The sequence below is a fragment of the Streptomyces sp. NPDC002092 genome, from assembly GCF_053593775.1.
The window spans coordinates 377,862-399,609 of sequence record NZ_JBSFDG010000009.1 but is presented as its reverse complement, the minus strand read 5'-3'; the positions used below and the strand labels follow the sequence as shown (position 1 = coordinate 399,609).

The following is a 21,748-nucleotide window of genomic DNA, read 5'->3' as shown; positions in this document are numbered from 1 at the left end:
AGGCCCGCGTCCCTGGGAAACCAGGGGCGCGGGCCTCGTCGTACCGGCAGTGAGGGCAGTCTCAGTCCTCGCCGAGGTATGCCTTGCGTACGGATTCGTCGTGCAGCAGGTCTTCGCCGGTGCCGGAGAGGACGATGTTGCCGACTTCCATGACGTGTCCCTGGTCGGCGAGCGACAGGGCTGCTTGGGCGTTCTGTTCGACGAGGAGGATCGTCGTGCCTTGGGCCTTCAGCTCCACGATCGTGGACATGATCTTCTGCATCATGATCGGGGAGAGGCCCATGGAGGGCTCGTCGAGCATGAGGAGCTTGGGCTGGGACATGAGCGCGCGGCCCATCGCGAGCATCTGCTGCTCGCCACCTGAGAGGGTGCCCGCGGCTTGCTTGCGGCGTTCTCCGAGGATGGGGAAGAGGTCGTAGGCCCTCTGTATGTCTTTTTGGATGCCTTCCTTGTCCTTTCTCAGGAAGGCGCCGAGTTGCAGGTTTTCCTCGATGGTGAGTCGCGGGAAGATGTGCCGGCCCTCAGGGGAGTGGGCGAGGCCCAGCGCGACGATTTTGTGGGCGGGGATGCCGGAGAGGGGTTTCCCGTCGAAGGTGATCTTTCCGTGGCTGGGCTTGAGGAGGCCGGAGAGGGTGCGCAGGGTGGTGGTTTTGCCGGCGCCGTTGGTGCCGATGAGGGTGACGACCTGGCCTGCTTCGACCTTGAAGGAGATGCCTTTGACGGCTTCGATTTTGCCGTAGGCGACCCGGAGGTCTTCGACCTCGAGGAGTGCGGTCACTGGGCTTCTCCCTTGGTGGTGCTGGTGGTGCTGTCGGCGGCTCCGGCTTCGGCGGCGGCTATTTCGGCGGCTTCTGCTTCTCCGGGGTCGCCTTCGAAGGGTTCTCCGAGGTATGCGGCGATGACGCGTTCGTCGGCCTGGACGACTTCGGAGGTGCCTTCGACGAGTTTTTCGCCTTGGACGAGGACGGCGACGCGGTCGCAGAGGTTGAAGATGAAGCGCATGTCGTGCTCGATGACGAGGACGGAGATGCCCTTGTCGCGGATGGCGAAGACGAGTTCTTCGGTTGCTCGCGTCTCCTGGGGGTTCATGCCCGCCGTGGGTTCGTCGAGGAGGAGCAGGCCGGGTTCGGACGCCAGTGCGCGGGCGATTTCGAGCTTGCGCTGTTCGCCGTAGGGGAGGTTGCGGGCGAGGTGGTCGCGCTTGTGCTCCAGGCCGATGAACTCCAGGAGTTCCAGGGCTCGTTCCTCGCTGGCCTTTTCCGCCTTCTTGAAGCCGGGGCCGCGCAGCAGAGCTGACCAGAGGCCTTCTTTGGTGCGGGTGTGGCGGCCTACGAGGACGTTTTCCAGGACGGTCATGTTGGCGAAGAGCCGGATGTTCTGGAAGGTGCGGGCCATGCCGGCTTTGGTGACGAGGTGGGGTTTGGGGGGTAGGACGTTGCCTTTGTAGCGGACGGTGCCTTCGGTGGGGATGTACAGGCCGGTGAGGCAGTTGAAGAAGGTGGTTTTGCCGGCTCCGTTGGGGCCGATGAGTCCGACGATTTCGCCGGTGTTGACGGTGAAGTCGACGTTGCGTACGGCGGTGAGTCCGCCGAAGCGCATGGTGACGCCGGCGGCTTCGAGTACGGGGGTGCCGGGGGTCGACTCGGTGGTGGTGTTGGTGGTCATCGCGGGTCTCACGCCCCTGCCTTGGAGACGCCGACCGTGCCTTCGGGGAGGGTTGCGCCTTCGGGTACGGCGAGTTGGTCGGTCTCGTGGTATTCGAGCTGCTGTCGTTTGTTGGCGACGATTCCTTCGGGGCGGAAGCGCATCAGGAGGACGAGTGCGATGCCGAAGAAGAGCAGCTGGTAGTCGTTGAGGAACTGGAGTTTGGTGGGGATGACGTAGAGCAGTGTCGCGCCGAGGAGGGGGCCGGTGATGGTGCCCATGCCGCCGAGGATGACGGCGGCGAGGAGGAATGCGGAGCTGGGGGGGACGGGTCCGGCGAAGACGTACATCTCGGGGACGACGGTGTGCTGTACGTGGGCCTGGATGGTGCCGGCGAGGCCGGCGAGGGTGGCGCCGAGGGCGAAGGCGATGAGTTTGACGCGGAAGCCGTTGATGCCCATGGCGGTGGCGGCGGTTTCGTCTTCGCGGATGGCGACCCAGGCGCGGCCGATGCGGGAGTTGCCGGCGCGGGCGAAGATCGTGACGACCAGCGCGGTGCAGAGGAGCATCAGCCAGAAGTAGTTGGCGTAGGAGCCGAGGGTGAAGCCGAGGATCGTGTGCGTGGCGCCGAAGTCGAAGCCGAGGATCTTGAGGTCGGGGATGTTGGGGATGCCGTTGGGGCCGTTGGTGATGTTGGGGCCTGATGTGCCGTCGAGGTTGCCCATGGCGATGCGGAAGATTTCTCCGAAGCCGAGGGTGACGATGGCGAGGTAGTCGCCGCGCAGTCGCAGGGTGGGGGCGCCGATGAGGACGCCGAAGATGAGGGAGGCGGCGGCGCCGGTGAGGACGGCGGCCCAGAACGGGAAGGTGACGTGGAAGGTGCTCGCGGTGGTGCCGGAGACGAGGGCTGCGGTGTAGGCGCCGACGCCGAGGAAGGCGACGTAGCCGAGGTCGAGGAGTCCGGCGAGGCCGACGACGACGTTGAGGCCGAGGGCGACGGTGGCGAAGATGAGGATGCTGACGGCGAGCAGGGTGAATTCGTCGGTGTTCTGGGTGAAGGGGAACGCTGCGGCGGCGGCGAAGGCGGCGCCGATGGTGACTTGGCGGTGTTTGGTGGTGAGGGCCTGGAGGCGGGTGGTGAGTCCGGCTCGGGCGATGGCGCCGAAGGCGAATCCGGTGATGATGAGGTAGCCGACGAAGAGTTCGCCGTAGGGGGTTTGGATGCCGTAGGCGGCGACCCACAGGCCGAGGGCGAAGACGGCGATGATGATGCCGATTTCGGCCCAGGGGTTGAGGGGGGTGGGCTGCTTGAGGCGGCCGTGGGCGGTGCCGAAGAGGGGGGTGGTGGCTCGTTTGACGGGGGTGGTGGTGGGGTCGGTGTCGCGGGGGAGAGGGAGTGCGAGGGCGGCGAGCAGGGTGATGAGTGAGGCTGCTGCTGCGATGAAGCCGCCGGGGTCGAGGTTGACGAGTCCGCCGAGTTCGATGGCGATGGCGATGACGGTGAACCAGGTGGTGGCGAAGGTGCCGAGGGCCATCAGGAGCAGGGGGGTGTTGTTGCCGGCGGGGTTGAGCCAGCGGAAGCCTCGTATGCCGTGGCCGGCGAGGGCGTAGAGGAGGGTGAGGATGGCGCCCGCGAGGGTGAGGACTTGGAGGCCGCCGGGGTAGCCGGTGACGGTGAGGTCGCCGGGGAAGTCGGTGGTGTAGGTCCAGGAGAGGAAGGTGCTCGCGAGTGTGGCGATGGCGCCGACGGCGAGTGTGAGGCGTGCGCCTGCTTCCGGGAGGGGGATGAGGGGCGTGTTCTCGTGGGTTTCGGTGGTCATCGATATCACGCCCGATCCGCGACGCGCTCGCCGAGCAGGCCTTGGGGCCTGACCAGGAGGACGAGAATGAGGAGGACGAAGGCCCAGACGTTGGCCCAGGCGCCGCCGCCGAGCTTGTCCATTCCGGGGATGTCCTGGATGTACTGGATGGAGAGGGCTTCGGCGAGGCCGAGGACGACGCCGCCGAGCATGGCGCCGTAGATGTTGCCGATGCCGCCGAGGACGGCTGCGGTGAAGGCCTTGAGGCCGGCGATGAAGCCCATCTCGTAGTTGATCTGGCCGTATTTGAGGCCGGAGGAGACGGCGGCGATGGCGGCGAAGGCGGCGCCGATGGCGAAGGCCATGACGATGATGCGGTCGGTGTTGACGCCCATGAGTTTGGCGGTGTCGGGGTCTTGGGCGGTGGCTTGCATGGCGCGGCCGGCGCGGCTCTTGGAGACGAAGAGTCCGAGCATGAGCATGCAGAGGGGGGCGGCTATGAGGAGGAAGAGGTCGGCGCGCTGGATCTGCAGGTTGCCGGTGATTTTGAAGGCGTCTCCGTGGAATTCGGGGAAGCTCTTGGCCTGCTTGGCGCCGGGGTAGAAGCCCCAGACGATCTGCTGGAGGGCGATGGAGAGGCCGATTGCGGTGATGAGGGGGGCCAGGCGTGGGGCGGTGCGCAGTGGCCGGTAGGCGAATCGTTCGGCGGCGGTGGCGACGGCCACTGAGGCGATGACGCCGCCGATGATCATGAACGGGATGGCGACGAGCAGTGGGGTGCCGCTGGGCAGCCAGATGTAGATGGTGAGGGCGCCGAAGCCCCCGATCATGTAGATCTCGCCGTGGGCGAAGTTGATGAGCTGGACGATCCCGTAAACCATGGTGTAGCCGATGGCGATGAGGCCATACAGGGCACCGAGGGTCAGGCCGTTGGCCAGCGTTTGCGGCAGTTCGTGCACCGCAGGGCCTCCGATGAGCGTGTCGGATATGACTCCGCGCGAGGGCGCTGTTTGCGCCCTCGCGCGGTGGGTTTCAGGTGGTGCGGGGCTGGGTTGTGCGGGTCAGTCCTTGAAGGTGGCGCTCTTGACGGCCTTCCAGGCGCCGTTCTCGACCTTGTACACGGTCAGCTGCTTGTTGGTGGTGTCGCCGTACTGGTCGAAGGAGACCTTGCCGGTGACGCCGTCGAAGGAGACCTTCTGCATGGCTTCGGTGATCTTGGCGCGGGCGTCGCTGGGGAGCTTGCCGTTGTTGGCTTCGACGACGGCCTTGACGGCCTGGATGATGGACCAGGCGGCGTCGTAGGAGTAGCCGCCGTAGGCCGCGTAGGGGTCCTTGTAGCCGGCTGCCTTGTAGTCGTTGATGAAGGTCTTGGCGGTGTCGAGCTGTTCGACGGGGTAGCCGACGGAGGTGGCGAGGTCGCCGTCGTTGGAGACGCCGGAGGCGGAGATGAAGGCGGGGTCGTAGATGCCGTCGCCGCCCATGGTGGGGATCTTGGCTCCGGCCTTCTTGACCTGGTCGGAGATGAGGCCGCCTTCGGGGTACTGGCCGCCGAAGTAGACGGAGTCGGCGCCGGAGGACTTGACCTTGTCGGCGGTGGAGGAGAAGTCGGTCTCCTTCACGGTGATGTGGTCGGTGCCGACGACCTTGCCGCCGAGGCGCTTGAACTCCTGGGAGAAGATCGCGGCGAGGCCGGCTCCGTAGGTCTGCTTGTCGTCGATCACGAAGACCTTCCGCTTCTTCGCGTCGTTGTAGTAGTACTGCGCGGCGAAGCGGCCCTGGATGACGTCCGTGGTGGCCGTGCGGAAGTAGGTCTTGAAGGGGCGCTTGAGGTTGCCCGCCGCCCAGTTGTCGCCCTGGGTGAGGGCGGGGTTGGTGTTGGCGGGCGAGACCTCGGTGAGGTTGGCCTTGGCGAAGTCGCTCTGCATGGACTGGGCGACGCCGGAGTTGAGGGGGCCGACGACGCCGAGGACGTCCTTGTTGCCGACGAGGTTGACGGCGTTCTGGTGGCCGGAGGCGGGCACGGCCTGGTCGTCGAGGGCGACGACCTTGAAGGTGATGCCCTTGACCTCGTTGTTCTTGTTGGCCGTCTTGGCGGCGAGGTCCACGGAGTTCTTGATGCCCTGGCCGAGCGCGGAGAGCGAGCCGGTGAGGGGGGCGTCGACACCGATGACGACGGTGGTGCCGCTGTTGCTCTTGGAATCGTTCTTGTCGCGCGAGCCGCATGCGGTGAGCGTGAGGGCACCAGTGGTGATCACGGTGGTGAGGATGAGCAAGGAACGGTTTCGCACGGTCAGTCCTTTCCCAGGCGCGGCTCCCTCTGGTGAGGTGCCGTTGTGCTGGTGGGCCGGAGTCGATGGTTCGAATCCGTTTTTGCGCCCCCGTGGCACAGTGACTGGCGGTGACTTTAGGTCCAGCCGACGGGGTGGGGGACCGGTGAAGGTAAGGATGTGACTTTCTTGTTATGCATGAAAACCGAAGCTTGTGACTTCAGATGGGCAGATCGGGCTTTCCGGCCGCGCCGGGGTGACCGCATGGTGAGAATCCGCAGTTCCGTTCGGGCGTGACGAGATCTTGTGACCGGTATCACATGCAGAGGGTGCGGAGTGACGCGGAGAGGTCTTGCGCATAGGCGGCGCCGAGGATGTAGCTCGGGTTCTGCGTTCCACGCGTGTTACGCAACGTTACGTTCAGGAAAGGAAGTTCGACGCCTTGTGGAAGTCCTGTGCAGTGCCGGACGGCCACCAGGAGCGTGAGGGTGCGGGGTTTTCCGGCCTTCAGGGTGAGGGGGGTGGCGGGGCTGGTGCTCATGGTCAGGCCGTCGTAGGGCTGTGCGAGGCGGGTCAGTGTGGTGGGCGGGCCGGCGTCGAGAAGGGCCCGCAGCCGGAAGGTGAAGGTCCGGGTCCGGGGGTCGGGGGGTTTGCGCAGGCCGGTGTAGGTGAGTTCGGTGACGCTGAGCGGCCAGGGGGCGAAGGAGGTGGCCTGCCGGGCGTCGTCGAGGGGCGCGGTGAAGAGCGTGACGGTGAGGGCGGCGGCCAGGCCGGTGACGGTCAGGGCGGCGGGCAGTCGGGGCCGGGCCCAAGGGTGTTGGCGGCCGTGGGCGAGAACCTCTCCCGCCTCCCGGGCTTCGGGTGGGGACTCCTCGAGGGGGCCGATGCCGCTGGTCATTTCGGCGGGCGCCAGTTCTGCGAGCTCCAGGTGGCACCGTTCTCCTCGGTGCAGCGCTGCTCGGACTGACGGTCGATCAACTTCTTTGCGGCGCCCAGCCCGTGGCGTTTTTGCTCGGTGCGGGCGTTGTGGACGATCGTGTCCATGATTTCGTACTGCTGGTTGGACAGGCCCTTCTGTTCCCAGTCGAGGCCGGCCCACTTCCCGCCGGTGATCGTCTCCTTGGCCCAGTACGAGATCAGTTTGGTGCAGGCGGAGACGGGTGACGTGTCGTCCGGACTGGGCGTCCCGTGTGCCGAGGGCGAGCCGGAGGAGCAGCCCGCGCCGAGCGTCACGGCGAGGGCTGCGGCGGCGAGGGAGAGGGTGCGGGAGACGGCGGGGGTGCCGGCGGTGGCGCGGGTGCGCCGGCCGCGACGGGGAGGGGTTCGCCTCATGCTTTGACGCTAGGGCGGGGGTCGTCCCTGGACAACCCTGGCGGCTGTGTGGTCAGTCGGTGGCGCGGATGTGCGCCCCGTCGCCGGGCCGGGCGTCGCGCAGCAGGCAGGTCAGGCGTGCGCTGCACACGCGCCGTCCGTCCTCGTCGCTGATCACGATCTCGTACGTGGCGGTGGAGCGGCCGCGGTGCAGCGGGGTGGCGACACCGGTGACCAGGCCGGAGCGTACGCCGCGGTGGTGGGTGCAGTTCAGGTCGACGCCGACCGCGATCTTGGAGCTGCCGCCGTGGAGCATGGAGCCGACGGAGCCGAGGGTCTCGGCGAGGACGGCGGAGGCGCCGCCGTGCAGCAGGCCGTAGGGCTGGGTGTTGCCCTCGACGGGCATGGTGCCGACGACGCGGTCCGCGGAGGCCTCGAGGATCTCCACGCCCATGCGGGTGCCGAGGTGTCCGGCGGAGAAGAGAGCCGGGAGATCGACGCCGAGTGCGGCGTACTCGTCGATGACCTCCTGCGGGAACTTCACGTACTGCTGCTCGCCCATGGGCCCGGCTCCGTTCGTCCTGATCACTCGTTCAGCCTGCCTGAGCAAACGCTCAGTCGGTTGCCGATTGTTCCAGACGTACGACGACGGACTTGCTGGCCGGGGTGTTACTGGTGTCCGCGGTGGAGTCCAGCGGCACCAGGACGTTGGTCTCGGGGTAGTAGGCGGCGGCGCAGCCGCGTGCCGTCGGGTAGTGCACGACGCGGAAGCCGGGCGCCCTGCGCTCGACGCCGTCCTTCCACTCGCCGACCAGGTCGACGTACGAGCCGTCGGCGACGCCGAGTGCGCGTGCGTCCTCGGGGTTGACCAGGACCACGCGGCGGCCGTTCTTGATGCCGCGGTAGCGGTCGTCGAGGCCGTAGATGGTGGTGTTGTACTGGTCGTGCGAGCGCAGCGTCTGCAGCAGCAGACGGCCTTCGGGCAGCTTCGGGTACTCGACGGGGGCCGCCGTGAAGTTCGCCTTGCCGGTGGCGGTCGGGAAGCGGCGTTCGTCGCGCGGGGCGTGGGGGAGGGTGAACCCGCCGGGGCGGGCCACGCGCGCGTTGAAGTCCTCGAAGCCGGGGACGACGCGCGCGATGCGGTCGCGGATGGTGGCGTAGTCCTTCTCGAACTCCTCCCAGGGCACCGTGTCGTCCTCGCCGAGGACGCGGCGGGCCAGGCGGCAGACGATGGCCGGTTCGGACAGCAGGTGGGTGCTCGCTGGCTCCAGTCGGCCGCGGGAGGCGTGCACCATGCCCATGGAGTCCTCGACGGTCACGAACTGCTCGCCGCTGCCCTGCAGGTCGCGCTCGGTGCGGCCGAGGGTGGGCAGGATCAGGGCACGCGCGCCCGTGACCACGTGCGAGCGGTTGAGCTTGGTCGACACGTGCACGGTGAGGCGGGCGCGCCGCATGGCCGCCTCGGTGACCTCGGTGTCGGGGGAGGCGGACACGAAGTTGCCGCCCATCGCGAAGAACACCTTGGCGGCGCCGTCACGCAGGGCGCGGATGGCCTGGACGACGTCGTAGCCGTGCTCGCGCGGCGGTGCGAAGCCGAACTCCTTCTCCAGGGCGTCAAGGAAGGCGGGGGCGGGGCGCTCGAAGATGCCCATCGTCCGGTCGCCCTGCACGTTCGAGTGGCCGCGCACCGGGCACACGCCCGCACCCGGGCGGCCGATGTTGCCGCGCAGCAGAAGGAAGTTGACGACCTCGCGGATGGTCGGCACGGAGTGCTTGTGCTGGGTCAGGCCCATCGCCCAGCACACGATGGTGCGCTTGGAGGCGAGGATCATCTTCAGGGCGGCGTCGATCTCCGCGCGCGTGAGGCCGGTCGCGGTCAGGGTCTCGTCCCAGTCGGCGGCCTTGGCGGCCGCGGCGAACTCCTCGTAGCCGTGGGTGTGTTCGCGCACGAACTCCTCGTCCACCGCCCCCTCCGTCTCCAGGACGAGTTTGTTGAGGAGGCGGAAGAGGGCCTGGTCGCCGCCGATGCGGATCTGCAGGAACAGGTCGTTGAGGGCTGCGCCCTTGAGCATGCCCTGCGGGGTCTGCGGGTTCTTGAACCGCTCCAGGCCGGCCTCGGGCAGCGGGTTCACGCTGATGATCTTCGCGCCGTTGGCCTTGGCCTTCTCCAGGGCGGAGAGCATGCGCGGGTGGTTGGTGCCCGGGTTCTGGCCGGCGACGATGATCAGGTCGGCCTTGTAGAGGTCCTCCAGCAGGACGCTGCCCTTGCCGATGCCGATGGTCTCGCTCAGGGCCGAACCGGACGACTCGTGGCACATGTTGGAGCAGTCCGGCAGGTTGTTCGTGCCGAGCCGGCGGGCGAACAACTGGTAGAGGAAGGCCGCCTCGTTGCTGGTGCGCCCCGAGGTGTAGAAGAGCGCCTCGTCGGGGGAGCCGAGGGCGGCGATCTCCTCGGCGACGATGTCGAAGGCGCGCTCCCAGCTCACCGGCTCGTAGTGGGTGCCACCTTCGGGCAGGTGCATGGGGTGGGTGAGCCGGCCCTGCTGCCCCAGCCAGTAGCCGCTGCGGGAGGCGAGGTCGGCGACGGAGTGCGCGGCGAAGAACTCCGGGGTGACCCGGCGCAGGGTGGCCTCCTCGGCGACCGCCTTCGCGCCGTTCTCACAGAACTCCGCCGCATGCCGGTGGTCGGGCTCCGGCCAGGCGCAGCCCGGGCAGTCGAAGCCGTCCTTCTGGTTGACGCGCAGCAGCGTCAGCGCGGTCCGCTTCACGCCCATCTGCTGCTGGGCGATGCGCAGGGTGTGCCCGATGGCCGGCAGTCCCGCCGCCGCGTGTTTGGGCCCGGCGACCTGGGGCGCGTCCTGGACCGGGTCACCCTTGGGCGGCTTCGTCGCCATGGCGCACTCTCCTTCACAGACACCTGCGAGCTACCACCTCGATCCTCGCACGCGCGACTGACAGCGAGGGCAGCCGGTGCCGTGCGCGGAGCGTGATCACCTGTGGCGCCGGCGCCGGGTGCCGTTTCCTTCCGCGGCGGCGGTGATCGACCGCGACGGCGGCGCCGGGGGTTCCGGCGCCGGTTGCCGTCTCTTCGCGCCGGGTCGGCGATCGGCTTCGACGGCGGCCTCGGGGGCCTTCCCGGCTCTCGAACCGGTGGGGAAGGTGCCGATCCGGCGGGAAGCCACGACTGTCAGTGGCACGTGGCAGGATCGGGGCGTGGCAGAAACAGCATCGAAGACGACCGACAAGACCGCCGGCGGCGACGCGCGGCCCCGCCTCATGCTCATGGACGGGCACTCGCTGGCCTACCGCGCGTTCTTCGCGCTGCCCGCGGAGAACTTCACGACCGCGACCGGGCAGCCGACCAACGCGATCTACGGCTTCGCGTCGATGCTGGCCAACACCCTGCGTGACGAGGAGCCCACGCACTTCGCGGTGGCCTTCGACGTCTCCCGCAAGACCTGGCGCTCCGAGGAGTTCACCGAGTACAAGGCCAACCGCTCCAAGACCCCGGACGAGTTCAAGGGGCAGGTCGAGCTGATCGGCGAGCTCCTGGACGCGATGAACGCGTCACGGTTCGCGGTCGACGGCTTCGAGGCGGACGACGTCATCGCCACCCTCGCCACCCAGGCGGAGGCCGAGGGCTTCGAGGTCCTGATCGTCACCGGCGACCGTGACTCCTTCCAGTTGGTCAGCGAGCACACGACGGTGCTGTATCCCACGAAGGGCGTTTCCGAGCTGACCCGGTTCACCCCGGAGAAGGTCTTCGAGAAGTACGGGCTGACGCCCGCGCAGTACCCCGACTTCGCGGCGCTGCGCGGCGACCCCTCCGACAACCTGCCGGGCATCCCCGGCGTCGGTGAGAAGACCGCCGCGAAGTGGATCAACCAGTTCGGTTCGTTCGCGGAGCTCGTCGAGCGCGTCGAGGAGGTCAAGGGCAAGGCCGGGCAGAACCTGCGCGAGCACCTGGAGGCGGTCAAGCTCAACCGCCGCCTGACCGAGATGGTGCGCACGGTCGAGCTGCCCAAGGCGGTCGCCGACCTGGAGCGCGCCCCGTACGACCGCACGGCCGTCGCGATGGTCCTGGACACCCTGGAGATCAGGAACCCCTCGCTGCGCGAGCGGCTGCTCGCCGTGGACCCGGGCGGCGAGGAGGCCGAGGCGACGCCGGTGGCACCCGGCGTGGAGCTGGACGGGACCGTGCTGGGCACGGGCGAGCTGGCCGGCTGGCTCACCGAGCACGGCAGCGAGACGCTCGGCATCGCCACGGTCGACACCTGGGCGCTGGGCACCGGCTCGGTCGCCGAGGTCGCCCTCGCCACCGCCGAGGGGCCGGCCGCCTGGTTCGACCCGTCCCAGCTGGACGAGGCCGACGAGAACGCGTGGGCGACCTGGCTGGCCGCCGAGGACCGCCCCAAGGTCCTGCACAACGCCAAGGGCGCCATGCGCGTCCTCGCCGAGCACGGCTGGTCCGTCGCCGGCGTCTCGATGGACACCGCGCTGGCCGCCTACCTGGTCAAGCCGGGTCGCCGCTCCTTCGACCTGGACGCGCTGTCCCTGGAGTATTTGGGCCGTGAGCTGGCCCCCGCCGCCACGGCCGACGGCCAGCTCGCCTTCGGCGCCGACGACGGAGCGGAGGCCGAGGCGCTCATGGTGCAGGCCCGCGCGATCCTCGACCTCGGCGAGGCCTTCCGGGGCCGCCTGGAGGAGGTCGGCGCCGCGGACCTGCTGCGCGACATGGAACTGCCCACCTCGATCCTGCTCGCCCGCATGGAGCGCCACGGCATCGCCGCCGACCGGGCCCACCTGGAGGCCATGGAGCAGATGTTCGCGGGCGCCGTGCAGCAGGCGGTGAAGGAGGCGCACGCGGCGGCGGGCCACGAGTTCAACCTGGGCTCGCCCAAGCAGCTCCAGGAGGTCCTCTTCGGCGAGCTGGGCCTGCCCAAGACGAAGAAGACCAAGACCGGTTACACCACGGACGCCGACGCCCTGGCCTGGCTGGCCACCCAGACGGACAACGAACTGCCCGTCGTCATGCTCCGCCACCGCGAGCAGGCGAAGCTGCGGGTCACCGTCGAGGGCCTGATCAAGACGATCGCCGCCGACGGCCGCATCCACACCACCTTCAACCAGACGGTCGCCGCGACCGGCCGACTGTCGTCCACGGACCCCAACCTGCAGAACATCCCCGTCCGCACCGACGAGGGCCGCGCCATCCGCCGTGGCTTCGTCGTCGGCGAGGGCTTCGAGTCGCTGATGACCGCCGACTACAGCCAGATCGAACTGCGCGTGATGGCCCACCTCTCCGAGGACGAGGGCCTGATCGAGGCGTTCACCTCCGGTGAGGACCTGCACAACACGGTCGCGGCGCAGGTCTTCTCGGTCGACCGCGAGCACGTCGACGCGGAGATGCGCCGCAAGATCAAGGCCATGTCGTACGGCCTGGCATACGGTCTGTCGGCCTTCGGCCTGTCCCAGCAGCTGAACATCGACGCGGGCGAGGCCCGGGTCCTGATGGACACCTACTTCGAGCGGTTCGGCGGCGTCCGGGACTATCTGCGCCGGGCCGTCGACGAGGCGCGGGCCACGGGCTACACGGCGACCCTCTTCGGCCGCCGCCGCTATCTGCCCGACCTCAACAGCGACAACCGCCAGCGCCGCGAGGCGGCCGAGCGCATGGCTCTGAACGCGCCGATCCAGGGCACCGCCGCGGACATCGTCAAGATCGCCATGCTGAAGGTGGACGACGCGCTGCGGGCGGCGGGCCTCAGCTCCCGCATGCTTCTGCAGGTCCACGACGAAATCGTCCTGGAGATCGCCCCCGGCGAGCGTGCCGCCGCGGAGGAGATCGTCCGCCGCGGGATGGCTGACGCGGTGCATCTGAGGGTGCCGCTCGGTGTCTCGGTGGGGGTGGGGGCCGACTGGGAGTCGGCTGCGCACTAGCCTCCGGCGGTGGGCGGGGAATCGGTGCTGCCCTGCCGGGCGGCGCGTCGGCCCTCCGGCCAGGGGGGAGTTCTTCGCGCAGGGGGTTACCGAGTGTCTGCGGGCGCGTCGTGGCTGGTCGCGCCCGCGCGGCGGAGCCGCATATCGACATCGCCCCGCGCCCCTTCGGGGCGCGGCCGAACCCGGCGCGCACGGGCGAACCCCCGCCGAACCCGTCAAGCCGCACAGGGAACCGTCACTCAGGTGGCCCCCGCGAAAAGGCCCCCACCGCCCTCGCACCGTAAGGATGCGGGCATGGGTATACGCATGCTCAACCGCCGGCCGGCGAGAGCGCAGGCGGGTGCCGAGGCGGCGCCCGTCGTGCCACCCGCGCCGGTGCCGGCCTACGCCGCTCGTGCAAGCACCGCCCGCATCCCCACCGACCTCGCCGTCGTCCTGCGCCGCACGGCGGCGGGCCTCCGGCGTCGGCTGGCCCGACCCGGGACGGGGTCCGCAGAGCCGCCCGCCTGGCGGCTGTGGGCGGGCCTGGGCCGCAGTTACGTCACCGGGCTGCTCGTCCGCGTCCGCCGCAGCCGCCACGCCCGCACCGTCAGGGTGTTCATCGTGACCGCGGGCACCCTCACCGACCGGCCGGACGGCCCTGCTCCGCGCTGACCTGCTCCGGCTTCCCGGCAGACGGCACCGGCCGCCACACCCGCACCGTCAGGGTGTTCATCGTGACCGCGGGCACCCTCACCGACCGGCCGGACGGCCCTGCTCCGCGCTGACCCGCTCCGGCTTCCCGGCAGACGGCACCGGCCGCCACACCCGCACACCCACCACGTACAGCAGCAGCCCGAGCAGCAGCCCCGCGCCCGCACCGAAGCACACGGCCGGAATCAGCTCCCAGGGCCTGGCCACCGCGCCCCAGTACGCCCACCATCGCACCGCCCGCTCCACGGCCCAGACCCCCGCACATCCGCAGAGCACCACACAGGCCCACCACCGGTCCCGCAGCGACAACACGGGGACCGCACGCGAAACCGGGTGCGCCGACGCCCCGCGCAGCGCCCGCGTCATCCACACCGCGATCACCACCGCGCCCAGCACCGAGCTCCCGTACTGCAGGTCCGAGTACAGGGGAGACCCCCACAGCATCCGGCCGAGCACCGGAAACAGCCGTACGCCCCACCGGTCGTGATGCGTGAAGGCGTCCCACACCACGTGGGTCAGGGCGCCGAGCGCCGCGGACGCGTACCACCACGCGGCCAGGGACGGCCGTACGCGCGCGCGTGGCGCCCCGCAGCGCAGCAGGGCGGCCGGCCGCGGCTGCCAGGGCCGCGGCAGCAGCGCCACCAGCGGCTCCCGGACCAGCAGCCACAGCCCGACCAGTGCCCAGGCCACCAGCACGTCGACCGTGAAGACGCCGGGAAAGGAGTGGGTGACCGTGCCGAACTCCATCGCACCGGGCACCGCACTTGCCGCGTAATACGTCATGTCGGGCGCAAAGGAACCGGCCACGAGAACGGCCGGAATCAGCCGTCCTCGACCGGATCCGTCGCCGCGCACGGCGGGCAGGACGGCGGCCGCATGGCTCAGGGTGAACGGCAACGGGGCTCCTCACGCCGGACGTTGCCCGAGCGGGCGGCCCGGGTGATCGCTCCGGTCCAGTATGCGTGCCGCGATTCCACGCCGTTCGCACATGGCCAACCGGTAAATATCGGGCACGAACGGGTCCCCGTGGAAAGGAAGTTGTCGTAGGGTCGCCTGGGTCACCGTGCCGGGCGGCGCGGTCGAACAGGCGGACACGGCAACTCGACAGGAATGCGACAGAAACAAGAGAGCGACACGAGGGCAACCCGCACGCCGGGTCGATCGTCAGAACAGGGCGGGCGCACTGTGCGCCGGGCAGACGAAGACGGACGCTGACGCGTCCACGGGAGGGGTTCACTCTATGGCGGCGCAATTCGGCATGAGGCTGCGCAAAGGAGCGGCAACCACAGCCGTGGCAGCGGTCGCGGTCGCTGCCCTGTCCGCGTCCCAGGCTCCGGGCGTCACAGTCGACGACCACGGCAGACAGACCGCCTCCAAGGCCCAGCCCGCCCCCGATGCGACCGCCGGCGACGGCGCCGCGACCGGCAACTCGCCGTACTACACCGCTCTTCCGCCGCTCAACAGCCCGAACCCCTCGCCGACCCCCGGCGCCACCGGCAGCCCCACGTCGACGGGCACGGCCGAGGCGGGCATCCCCGCGACCGTGCTCGACGCCTACAAGAAGGCCGAGGCCGAGCTGCGCGACTCCAAGCCCGGCTGCAACCTGCCCTGGCAACTGCTCGCCGCGATCGGCCAGGTGGAGTCGGGCCAGGCCCGCGGCGGCCGCGTCAACGCCGACGGCACCACGATCACCCCGATCCTCGGCCCGCAGCTCGACGGCAACGGCTTCGCGCTGATCAAGGACACCGACGGCGGCAAGTACGACGGCAACAGCAGCTACGACCAGGCCGTCGGCCCCATGCAGTTCATCCCCTCCACCTGGGCGTGGGCGGGCCGCGACGGCAACGGCGACGGGGTCAAGGACCCCAACAACGTCTACGACGCCGCCCTGGCCGCCGGCCACTACCTGTGCCGCAACGGCTGGGACCTGTCCGTACCGGCCGACCTCAGTCGGGCGATCCTCAGCTACAACAACTCGCAGGACTACCTGCACACCGTCCTGTCGTGGCTGGAGTACTACCGCAAGGGCACCCACGAGATCCCGGACGGCAGCGGCAGCGTCCCCTCGGGCCGCAGTGACGACGGCCAGAAGGCCAACCCCAAGCCGACGCCCACGCCGCCCGCCAAGCCGAAGCCGCCGAGCAGCGGCTCCCCGACCCCCAAGCCGCCGTCGGGCACGCCCGGCACTCCGACCCCGCCGAGCAGCCCGTCGCCCACCCCCACCGACACGGTGGACCACCTGGCGGACGCGGGCATCGCGAAGCTCACCGCTATGGCCGGTGACACCTTCACCAAGAAGATCAGCACCAAGGCCGTGACCAAGACCGGCAAGGCCGTCGGCAAGGTCAGGGTCCGCTTCACGATCATGGGCGACACCGACACCACCTTCACCGGCGGCGAGAAGGTCGCCACGGTCGTCACCAACAGCTCCGGCGTGGCACTCGCCCCCAGTCTGCAGGCGGGCGAGAAGACGGGCGAGTTCACCGTCCGCGCCACCGTCGTGGGCCGCGTGGTCACCGGCCTCGACTACACCGCCACGGTCACCGAGCGCGTCGCCGACAGCGTCGTGCGCACCAGCGACACCGCGCTGACCTGCACCCCGGGCGGCGAGTTCGCCGACCAGGCCGAGGTGAAGGCCACCTACAAGGGCGCCGTCGCCGACAAGGTCGCGGTCACCGCAACGCTGATCAAGTCGGTGCTCGACCCGACCGAGAACGACAAGGGCCCCTACTTCAAGGACGCCGACGGCAAGACCGTACGTACCCTGACCGGCCTGACGACGGACGCCAAGGGCCTGCTGACGCTGCCGAAGCTGTACGCCGACGACAACACCGGCACCTTCGTCCTGCGCATCACCACCGCGGGCGGCGCGACCCTCGACATCCAGCTGACGGTCGCAGCGCCCGACTCCTCGGCGAGCCCCAGCCCGTCGCCCAGTCCCTCCGCGTAATTCTCCGTATCGTCCCTGCGACGGCGGCGGCGCTCCTCGGCCAGGGGACGCCGCCGCCGTCGTTGTGTGTGCAACGTGTTCTCATCTCGCCCGCCCGTTGCTACGGTGCCGGACCTGACGATGTATCAGTTCCCGTCCGTGTTCCCGTCCCCGGGGAGGCAGGCATGCGCGCCCTGATCGCCGCCGCGACCGGTCTCGCCCTCGCCCTCGCGCTGGTCTTCACCATCACGGCCATGGGCACTCCCACGGGCAGGACATCCCCGAAACCGCTGCTGACGACGGTGCCCGCACACCCGTAACCGCCCGGGAGGGAGGCCGAGATGCGCCGCAAGGCCAGTCTGGTCCTGCTCGCCTTCGCCGTGTTCTTCGCGGCACTGTCCCCGCTGCTGCGCTGGTACGCCTTCCCGCGCCTGGCCAAGATCCCGGCCGACCAGTACCAGGACATGGTCCTCGAGGCGAAGAACGCGACCCTCCTCGACTACGGCACGATGAAGGCACGCACGGTCCCCGAGGTCACCATCGTGCAGACCCTCAAGGGCAATGTGGAGGCCGCGAAGGAGATCGAGAAGACGGCCGGGCGGGACGTCGTCGTCTGGGACGGCCTCTCCTACGTCCAGGGCCCCGACGGCAAGATGGTCTCCCGGATCCCCGAGCGCTACATCTTCGACGCCCACAGCCAGGCCCCCGTCCACGCCACCGGTGAGATGGTCGACGGCGACCCGGTGAAGCGGACCGGCATCGAGTTCAAGTGGCCGTTCCTGACCCAGAAACGGGACTACGAGTACTTCGACGCCCAGACCCGCACCACCAACCCCATCCACTACAAGGGCACCCAGAACTTCCGCGGTCTGGAGGTCTACTACTTCGAGCAGACCATCCCCTGGACCAAGGTCAATTTCCCTCGGACCATGCCCGTCCAGGGCATCACCCCCGAGTCGGTCGCCAAGACCGGCACCACCCGCTGGTACACCACGGTCCGCAAGTTCTGGGTCGAGCCGGTCACCGGTGCCCCCGTGTACGGCGAGGAGATCCACAAGGAGGAACTCCGCGGCGGCACCCTCCTGGGAGGGCGGGACAAGGTCACGGCCTTCGCCGGTGACGTCAAGATGCGCGAGGACTACATCAGGCACACGGTCGCCCTGGTCAAGTCCAACCGCACCCTGGTCCTGCTGATGACGTCCTATCTGCCCTGGGGCTTCCTGACCCTCGGCGTCCTGCTGCTGGCCCTGTCACTGTGGCTGGAGGCGCGCAGCCGCCGCCCCGGCGACCCGGAACCGGCCGAGTCCACCACGCCGGAACCGGTCACCGCCTGAGCCGCGCATTGGTGTGCCGGGTCGCCTCCGCGCCGGCGGGATCCTCGGGCCACGGATGCTTCGGATACCGGCCGCGCAGCTCCGCCCGTACGCCCTTGTAGCCGTCCTTCCAGAAGGAGGCGAGGTCGGCCGTGACGGCGGCCGGGCGGCCGGCGGGGGAGAGCAGATGCACCAGGAGTGGCACCCCCGCGACGGCGGGCGACTCGTGCAGCCCGAACATCTCCTGCAACTTCACCGCGAGCACCGGCTGTTCGGGGTTGCCGTAGTCGATCCGGATCCTGGACCCGCTGGGCACGGTGATCCGCTCCGGGGCGAGCTCGTCGAGCCGCCCCGCCTGCCCCGAGGCCCAGGGCAGCAGACGGGTGAGCGCCTGGCCCGCGTCGATCCGCGCAAGGTCGGCCCGCCGCCGGGCCCGGCCCAGCTCGGGCTCCAGCCACTCGTCCACGCGCGCGTGCAGCGCATCGTCGGACACGTCCGGCCACGGCTCCCCGAGATGCAGACGCACAAACGCCAGCCGCTGCCGCAGCACGAGCGCGTCGGGCGACCACCTGAGCAGCCCGAACCCTTCCTGCCGCAGCCCTTCGAGGAGCGCCGTGCGTACGAGTACGGGGTCGGCGTCCGCCAGGGGCCGCACCGTCAGCTCGATCGCCCCCAGCCGCTCCACCCGCCGCGCGACGACGTCCCCGTCGGCCCAGCGGACCTCCTGGCCCTCGGAGTACAGCGAGGCCGCCGCGGACCGGGCCAGGTCCTCGTCCACCGCGGCGGCGAGCTGCACGCGCGCGTGCCCCTTGCCCACAGGGCGATCCGCGACGGCCACCGCGATCCAGTCGGCGCCGCGCAGAGGACTGCCGTCACGGAGTTCGGCGCGTGTCCCGGAGGCCATGAGAAAGGAGCCACCCTTGGCCTTGGCGACCCGCTCGGGAAACGCAAGGGCCGCCACGAGCCCGACGAGACGGTCGTCACCACCACCTGCCGGTCCGCCCGCCTGACCGGACCGAGATGACACGGCACCCGCGCCGCTCCCGCCCCTCCGGGGCGAGGCGTCGGCGCTTCCCGCACCCGGAACGGCCTGCGCGGCCGATGGCTGCGCGGGCTCGTTCGCGGCGGCCTGTTGCGCCTTGTCGCGGCGTGGGGGTGTGGCGATCGCGTCGCGGCCTGCCCTGCTGGGCGAGGGGTCGGCGTTTCCCGGCCTCGGAACGGAGCCTGCGGCCGATGGTCGTGCGGGCGCGTTCGCGGTGGCTTGCGGGTGTTGGGCCCGCTCGGGGCGTGGAGGTGTGGCAGTCGCGTCGCGGCCGGCCCTCTCGGGCGCGGCGTCGGCGTTTCCCGGCTCCGGAACGGCCTGCGCGGCCGATGGCTGCGCGGCCTGTTGTGCCTCGTCGGGGAGCGGGGGTACGGCGGTTGCGTCGCTGTCGGTTGTCCGGGGTGGGGCGGCGGCGTTTTCCGGTGGCACAAGAGGTGTCCCGGTCGATGGCTGCGTGAACTCCTTTGCGACGGCCCGCAGGCGCTGTACCTCCGTGCGCCACCGCGTCGCGTAGGTGTCAGCGCCGCGGCGTGCGGTGCGCAGGGCGGTGCTCAGGTCGTCGCCGTAGTCGCGTGGCGGCTCTTCGGAGAGCAGGGCCACCGCCTCGGCGCCCTCGCCCGCCGTGTCCAGCAGGGCCCGGCCCAGCCGCGGATGCACGCCCAGGCGGGCCAGTGCGGTACCCCGCTTCGTGGCCCGTCCGGCGGGATCCACCGCCCCGATCGCCGTCAGGACGGCCCGCGCCGCCGCCATCGCACCGCCCGGCGGCGGGTCCAGGAGCGCCAGCCCGGACGGCTCCGGATCGCCCCAGCACGCCGTCTGCAGCGCGAACGCCGTCAGGTCGGCCAGCTTGATCTCCGGTGCCGGGAAACGCGGCAGACGGGCGTCCTCGGCCTCCGTCCAGCACCGGTACACCGCCCCCGGCGCCTCACGCCCGGCCCGCCCCGCCCGCTGCCGTCCGGCCGCCTGCGAGGCCCGCACGGTCGTCAGTGCGCTCAGCCCGCGGGCGTGGTCGACACGCGGCTCGCGCGCCAGCCCCGAGTCGACGACCACCCGCACACCCGGAACCGTCAGCGACGACTCGGCCACCGAGGTGGCAAGCACGACCCGGCGCCGTTCACCCGGCGCCAGCACCGCGTCCTGCACGGCGGCCGGCGCCCTCCCGTGCACCTGCAGCACCTCGACGCCGCCCGGAACCCCCAACTGCCCCGCCACACGCGCGATCTCGCCCACGCCCGGAAGGAAACACAGCACGTCGCCGTCCCGCTCGGCCAGCGCCCGCCGCACCACCGACGCCACATGCGTCAGCAGCGCCGGATCGACCCGCATGCCGTGCGGTGGCCTAACCGGACGGACCGGCGGGGACCAGATCACCTCCACGGGGTGCGAGACGCCCTCCGCCTCGACCACCGGTGCGCCGCCCAGCAGCCGCGCCCACCCCTCGGCGTCCGTGGTCGCCGACGCGGCCACCAGTCGCAGTTCCGGCCGCAGCGTCTCCCGTACGTCCCACAGGAAGGCCGCCGAGGTGTCCGCGTCCAGATGCCGTTCGTGGCACTCGTCGAGCAGCACGACGTCCACTCCGGCCAGCTCCTGATCGCGCTGCAGCCGCTGCAGCAGCACCCCGGTCGTCACGACCTCCACGCGCGCGCGTGGCCCGACGACCCGCTCGCCGCGCACGGTGTACCCGACGCTCCCGCCGACCTTCTCGCCCAGCAGCCACGCCATGCGCCGGGCAGCGGCACGAGCCGCGATACGACGCGGTTCGGCCACGACCACGCGGCGCACAGGCCCGTCCCCGAGCAGCCCGGCCAGCGCCAACGGCACCAGCGTCGTCTTGCCGGTACCGGGCGGCGCCACCAGAACGGCGGTGCCGTGCCCCTCCAGCGCATCGCTCAGGGCGGGCAGCGCACCACGTACCGGCAGCGCGTCCAGGGCGTCGTAACGGATCACGCACTCAGTCTCGTACGCACACGAAGATCGCGGTCCCCGGGATCAGGTTCCCGCGCAACGGCGACCAGCCGCCCCACTCGGAGGTGTTCCAGGCCGGCCACTCCGGCTCGACGAGGTCCACCAGCCGGAAACCCGACGCGACGACGTCCCGGACCCGGTCGCCGAGCGTCCTGTGGTGTTCGACGTAGACCGCACGGCCTTCCTCGTCCTGCTCGACGTAGGGCGTGCGGTCGAAGTAGGAAGACGAGACGGACAGGCCCTCGGGGCCCGGCTCGTCGGGGAACGCCCAGCGGATCGGGTGGGTCACCGAGAAGACGAAACGCCCGCCCGGGCGCAGCACCCGCCGCACCTCCGTGAGAACCCGCACCGGCTCGGCGACGAAGGGCAGCGCCCCGTACGCCGAGCACGCCAGATCGAAGGAGCCGTCCGCGAACGGCAGCGCACCCGCGTCGGCACACACCAGAGGGAACGTTTTGCCGATGCGCAGCGCGTGCTGCAGCTGACGGTGCGAGATGTCCAGGGCGACCGGACGGGCACCCTGGGCGGCCAGCCAGCGCGCGCACTGGGCCGCACCGGCGCCGATCTCCAGGACGTCCCTGCCCTTGAGCTCCTCCGGCGGGCCGAGCAGCTCCGCCTCCACCTCGTCGAGGCCCTCGGGACCCCACACGAAACGGTCGTCGCCCAGGAAGGTGCCGTGCTCGACCTGGTACTCGTCCGCGTTCCGGTCCCACCAGCCCCGGTTGGCGCGGGCGCTCTCCGTGACGTCGGACGCGCGGCGGGTGGCCTCCGGCTCGAACACGGAATCGGAAGATACGGGCTCTTGGATGATCGGCTCCCTCGTCGTACTCTTCCGTCACCCAGAT

At 70.2% G+C, this 21,748-nt stretch carries 17 protein-coding genes; 5 read left to right on the top strand and 12 right to left on the bottom strand.

Annotation, left to right across the window (positions count from 1 at the left end; genetic code table 11):
* Positions 1-61 precede the first annotated feature (61 nt).
* The 9 genes from ACWCRD_RS23135 to ACWCRD_RS23095 all read right to left on the bottom strand — a co-directional run bounded on the left by ACWCRD_RS23135 (position 62) and on the right by ACWCRD_RS23095 (position 9,915).
* Positions 62-778 carry an ABC transporter ATP-binding protein gene (locus ACWCRD_RS23135; protein ID WP_344403973.1) on the bottom strand — a complete coding sequence of 239 codons (717 nt, stop codon included), beginning with the start codon at positions 776-778 and terminating at the stop codon, positions 62-64.
* A complete protein-coding gene (locus tag ACWCRD_RS23130) occupies positions 775-1,665 on the bottom strand; it encodes an ABC transporter ATP-binding protein (RefSeq protein ID WP_450967684.1) in 891 nt (296 codons plus the stop codon). Before ACWCRD_RS23130 ends, ACWCRD_RS23135 begins: the two co-directional genes overlap by 4 nt.
* Before the next feature lie 8 nt (positions 1,666-1,673).
* Positions 1,674-3,464, bottom strand: a complete 1,791-nt coding sequence (locus ACWCRD_RS23125; RefSeq protein ID WP_450967683.1) for a branched-chain amino acid ABC transporter permease — start codon at positions 3,462-3,464, stop codon at positions 1,674-1,676.
* A 5-nt stretch (positions 3,465-3,469) separates the two neighbouring features.
* Positions 3,470-4,402, bottom strand: coding sequence for a branched-chain amino acid ABC transporter permease (locus ACWCRD_RS23120; protein WP_450967682.1), 933 nt, complete (start codon positions 4,400-4,402; stop codon positions 3,470-3,472).
* Between the two features lie 102 nt (positions 4,403-4,504).
* Positions 4,505-5,731 carry a branched-chain amino acid ABC transporter substrate-binding protein gene (locus ACWCRD_RS23115; RefSeq protein ID WP_450967681.1) on the bottom strand — a complete coding sequence of 409 codons (1,227 nt, stop codon included), beginning with the start codon at positions 5,729-5,731 and terminating at the stop codon, positions 4,505-4,507.
* Between the two features lie 295 nt (positions 5,732-6,026).
* Positions 6,027-6,608 (bottom strand): hypothetical protein, encoded by a 582-nt coding sequence (locus ACWCRD_RS23110; protein ID WP_450967680.1) that lies wholly within the window; start codon positions 6,606-6,608, stop codon positions 6,027-6,029.
* Positions 6,605-7,042, bottom strand: coding sequence for a hypothetical protein (locus ACWCRD_RS23105; protein WP_450967679.1), 438 nt, complete (start codon positions 7,040-7,042; stop codon positions 6,605-6,607). The genes ACWCRD_RS23110 and ACWCRD_RS23105 overlap by 4 nt, the downstream gene beginning before the upstream one ends.
* A gap of 52 nt (positions 7,043-7,094) precedes the next feature.
* Complete coding sequence (locus ACWCRD_RS23100) at positions 7,095-7,583, bottom strand: PaaI family thioesterase (protein WP_450967678.1); 489 nt, start codon at positions 7,581-7,583, stop codon at positions 7,095-7,097.
* Between the two features lie 52 nt (positions 7,584-7,635).
* The gene (locus tag ACWCRD_RS23095; protein WP_450967677.1) at positions 7,636-9,915 is read right to left on the bottom strand and encodes an FdhF/YdeP family oxidoreductase; all 2,280 of its coding nucleotides are present in this window, start codon (positions 9,913-9,915) and stop codon (positions 7,636-7,638) included.
* 319 nt (positions 9,916-10,234) lie between these two features.
* On the opposite strand from ACWCRD_RS23095, the gene polA reads away from it, so the two are divergent.
* Positions 10,235-12,961, top strand: coding sequence for a DNA polymerase I (gene polA / locus ACWCRD_RS23090; protein ID WP_450967676.1), 2,727 nt, complete (start codon positions 10,235-10,237; stop codon positions 12,959-12,961).
* A 294-nt stretch (positions 12,962-13,255) separates the two neighbouring features.
* Positions 13,256-13,615, top strand: a complete 360-nt coding sequence (locus tag ACWCRD_RS23085) for a hypothetical protein (RefSeq protein ID WP_450967675.1) — start codon at positions 13,256-13,258, stop codon at positions 13,613-13,615.
* A 78-nt stretch (positions 13,616-13,693) separates the two neighbouring features.
* On the opposite strand, the gene ACWCRD_RS23080 is transcribed toward ACWCRD_RS23085, so the two are convergent.
* Positions 13,694-14,551 carry a DUF4184 family protein gene (locus tag ACWCRD_RS23080; RefSeq protein WP_450967674.1) on the bottom strand — a complete coding sequence of 286 codons (858 nt, stop codon included), beginning with the start codon at positions 14,549-14,551 and terminating at the stop codon, positions 13,694-13,696.
* A 343-nt stretch (positions 14,552-14,894) separates the two neighbouring features.
* Between ACWCRD_RS23080 and ACWCRD_RS23075 the strand changes: the two genes are divergently transcribed.
* The 3 genes from ACWCRD_RS23075 (at position 14,895) to ACWCRD_RS23065 (ending at position 17,917) form a co-directional block, all read left to right on the top strand.
* Entirely contained in the window at positions 14,895-16,604 is a 1,710-nt protein-coding gene (locus ACWCRD_RS23075; RefSeq protein WP_450967673.1) for a lytic transglycosylase domain-containing protein, read from the top strand.
* Positions 16,605-16,768: 164 nt separating this feature from the next.
* Complete coding sequence (locus ACWCRD_RS23070) at positions 16,769-16,903, top strand: SPW_0924 family protein (protein WP_450967672.1); 135 nt, start codon at positions 16,769-16,771, stop codon at positions 16,901-16,903.
* A 21-nt stretch (positions 16,904-16,924) separates the two neighbouring features.
* Positions 16,925-17,917: a DUF3068 domain-containing protein gene (locus ACWCRD_RS23065; RefSeq protein ID WP_450967671.1), complete on the top strand. Its 993-nt coding sequence runs from the start codon at positions 16,925-16,927 to the stop codon at positions 17,915-17,917.
* On the opposite strand, the gene ACWCRD_RS23060 is transcribed toward ACWCRD_RS23065, so the two are convergent.
* Together ACWCRD_RS23060 and ACWCRD_RS23055 are read right to left on the bottom strand one after the other, a co-directional pair.
* Entirely contained in the window at positions 17,907-20,885 is a 2,979-nt protein-coding gene (locus ACWCRD_RS23060) for an ATP-dependent helicase C-terminal domain-containing protein (RefSeq protein WP_450967670.1), read from the bottom strand. The two genes, ACWCRD_RS23065 and ACWCRD_RS23060, sit on opposite strands and share 11 nt — an antisense overlap.
* Positions 20,886-20,889: 4 nt before the next feature.
* Positions 20,890-21,711 carry a class I SAM-dependent methyltransferase gene (locus ACWCRD_RS23055; RefSeq protein ID WP_450967696.1) on the bottom strand — a complete coding sequence of 274 codons (822 nt, stop codon included), beginning with the start codon at positions 21,709-21,711 and terminating at the stop codon, positions 20,890-20,892.
* Positions 21,712-21,748: the final 37 nt, after the last annotated feature.

Excerpts from the sequence above, each read along its gene's own strand:
- ACWCRD_RS23130 (WP_450967684.1), bottom strand. The coding sequence starts at position 1,665 with ATGACCACCAACACCACCACCGAGTCGACCCCCGGCACCCCCGTACTC.
- ACWCRD_RS23125 (WP_450967683.1), bottom strand. The coding sequence starts at position 3,464 with ATGACCACCGAAACCCACGAGAACACGCCCCTCATCCCCCTCCCGGAA.
- ACWCRD_RS23110 (WP_450967680.1), bottom strand. The coding sequence starts at position 6,608 with ATGACCAGCGGCATCGGCCCCCTCGAGGAGTCCCCACCCGAAGCCCGG.
- ACWCRD_RS23105 (WP_450967679.1), bottom strand. The coding sequence starts at position 7,042 with ATGAGGCGAACCCCTCCCCGTCGCGGCCGGCGCACCCGCGCCACCGCC.
- ACWCRD_RS23100 (WP_450967678.1), bottom strand. The coding sequence starts at position 7,583 with ATGGGCGAGCAGCAGTACGTGAAGTTCCCGCAGGAGGTCATCGACGAG.
- ACWCRD_RS23095 (WP_450967677.1), bottom strand. The coding sequence starts at position 9,915 with ATGGCGACGAAGCCGCCCAAGGGTGACCCGGTCCAGGACGCGCCCCAG.
- ACWCRD_RS23085 (WP_450967675.1), top strand. The coding sequence starts at position 13,256 with ATGGGTATACGCATGCTCAACCGCCGGCCGGCGAGAGCGCAGGCGGGT.
- ACWCRD_RS23075 (WP_450967673.1), top strand. The coding sequence starts at position 14,895 with ATGGCGGCGCAATTCGGCATGAGGCTGCGCAAAGGAGCGGCAACCACA.
- ACWCRD_RS23070 (WP_450967672.1), top strand. The coding sequence starts at position 16,769 with ATGCGCGCCCTGATCGCCGCCGCGACCGGTCTCGCCCTCGCCCTCGCG.
- ACWCRD_RS23065 (WP_450967671.1), top strand. The coding sequence starts at position 16,925 with ATGCGCCGCAAGGCCAGTCTGGTCCTGCTCGCCTTCGCCGTGTTCTTC.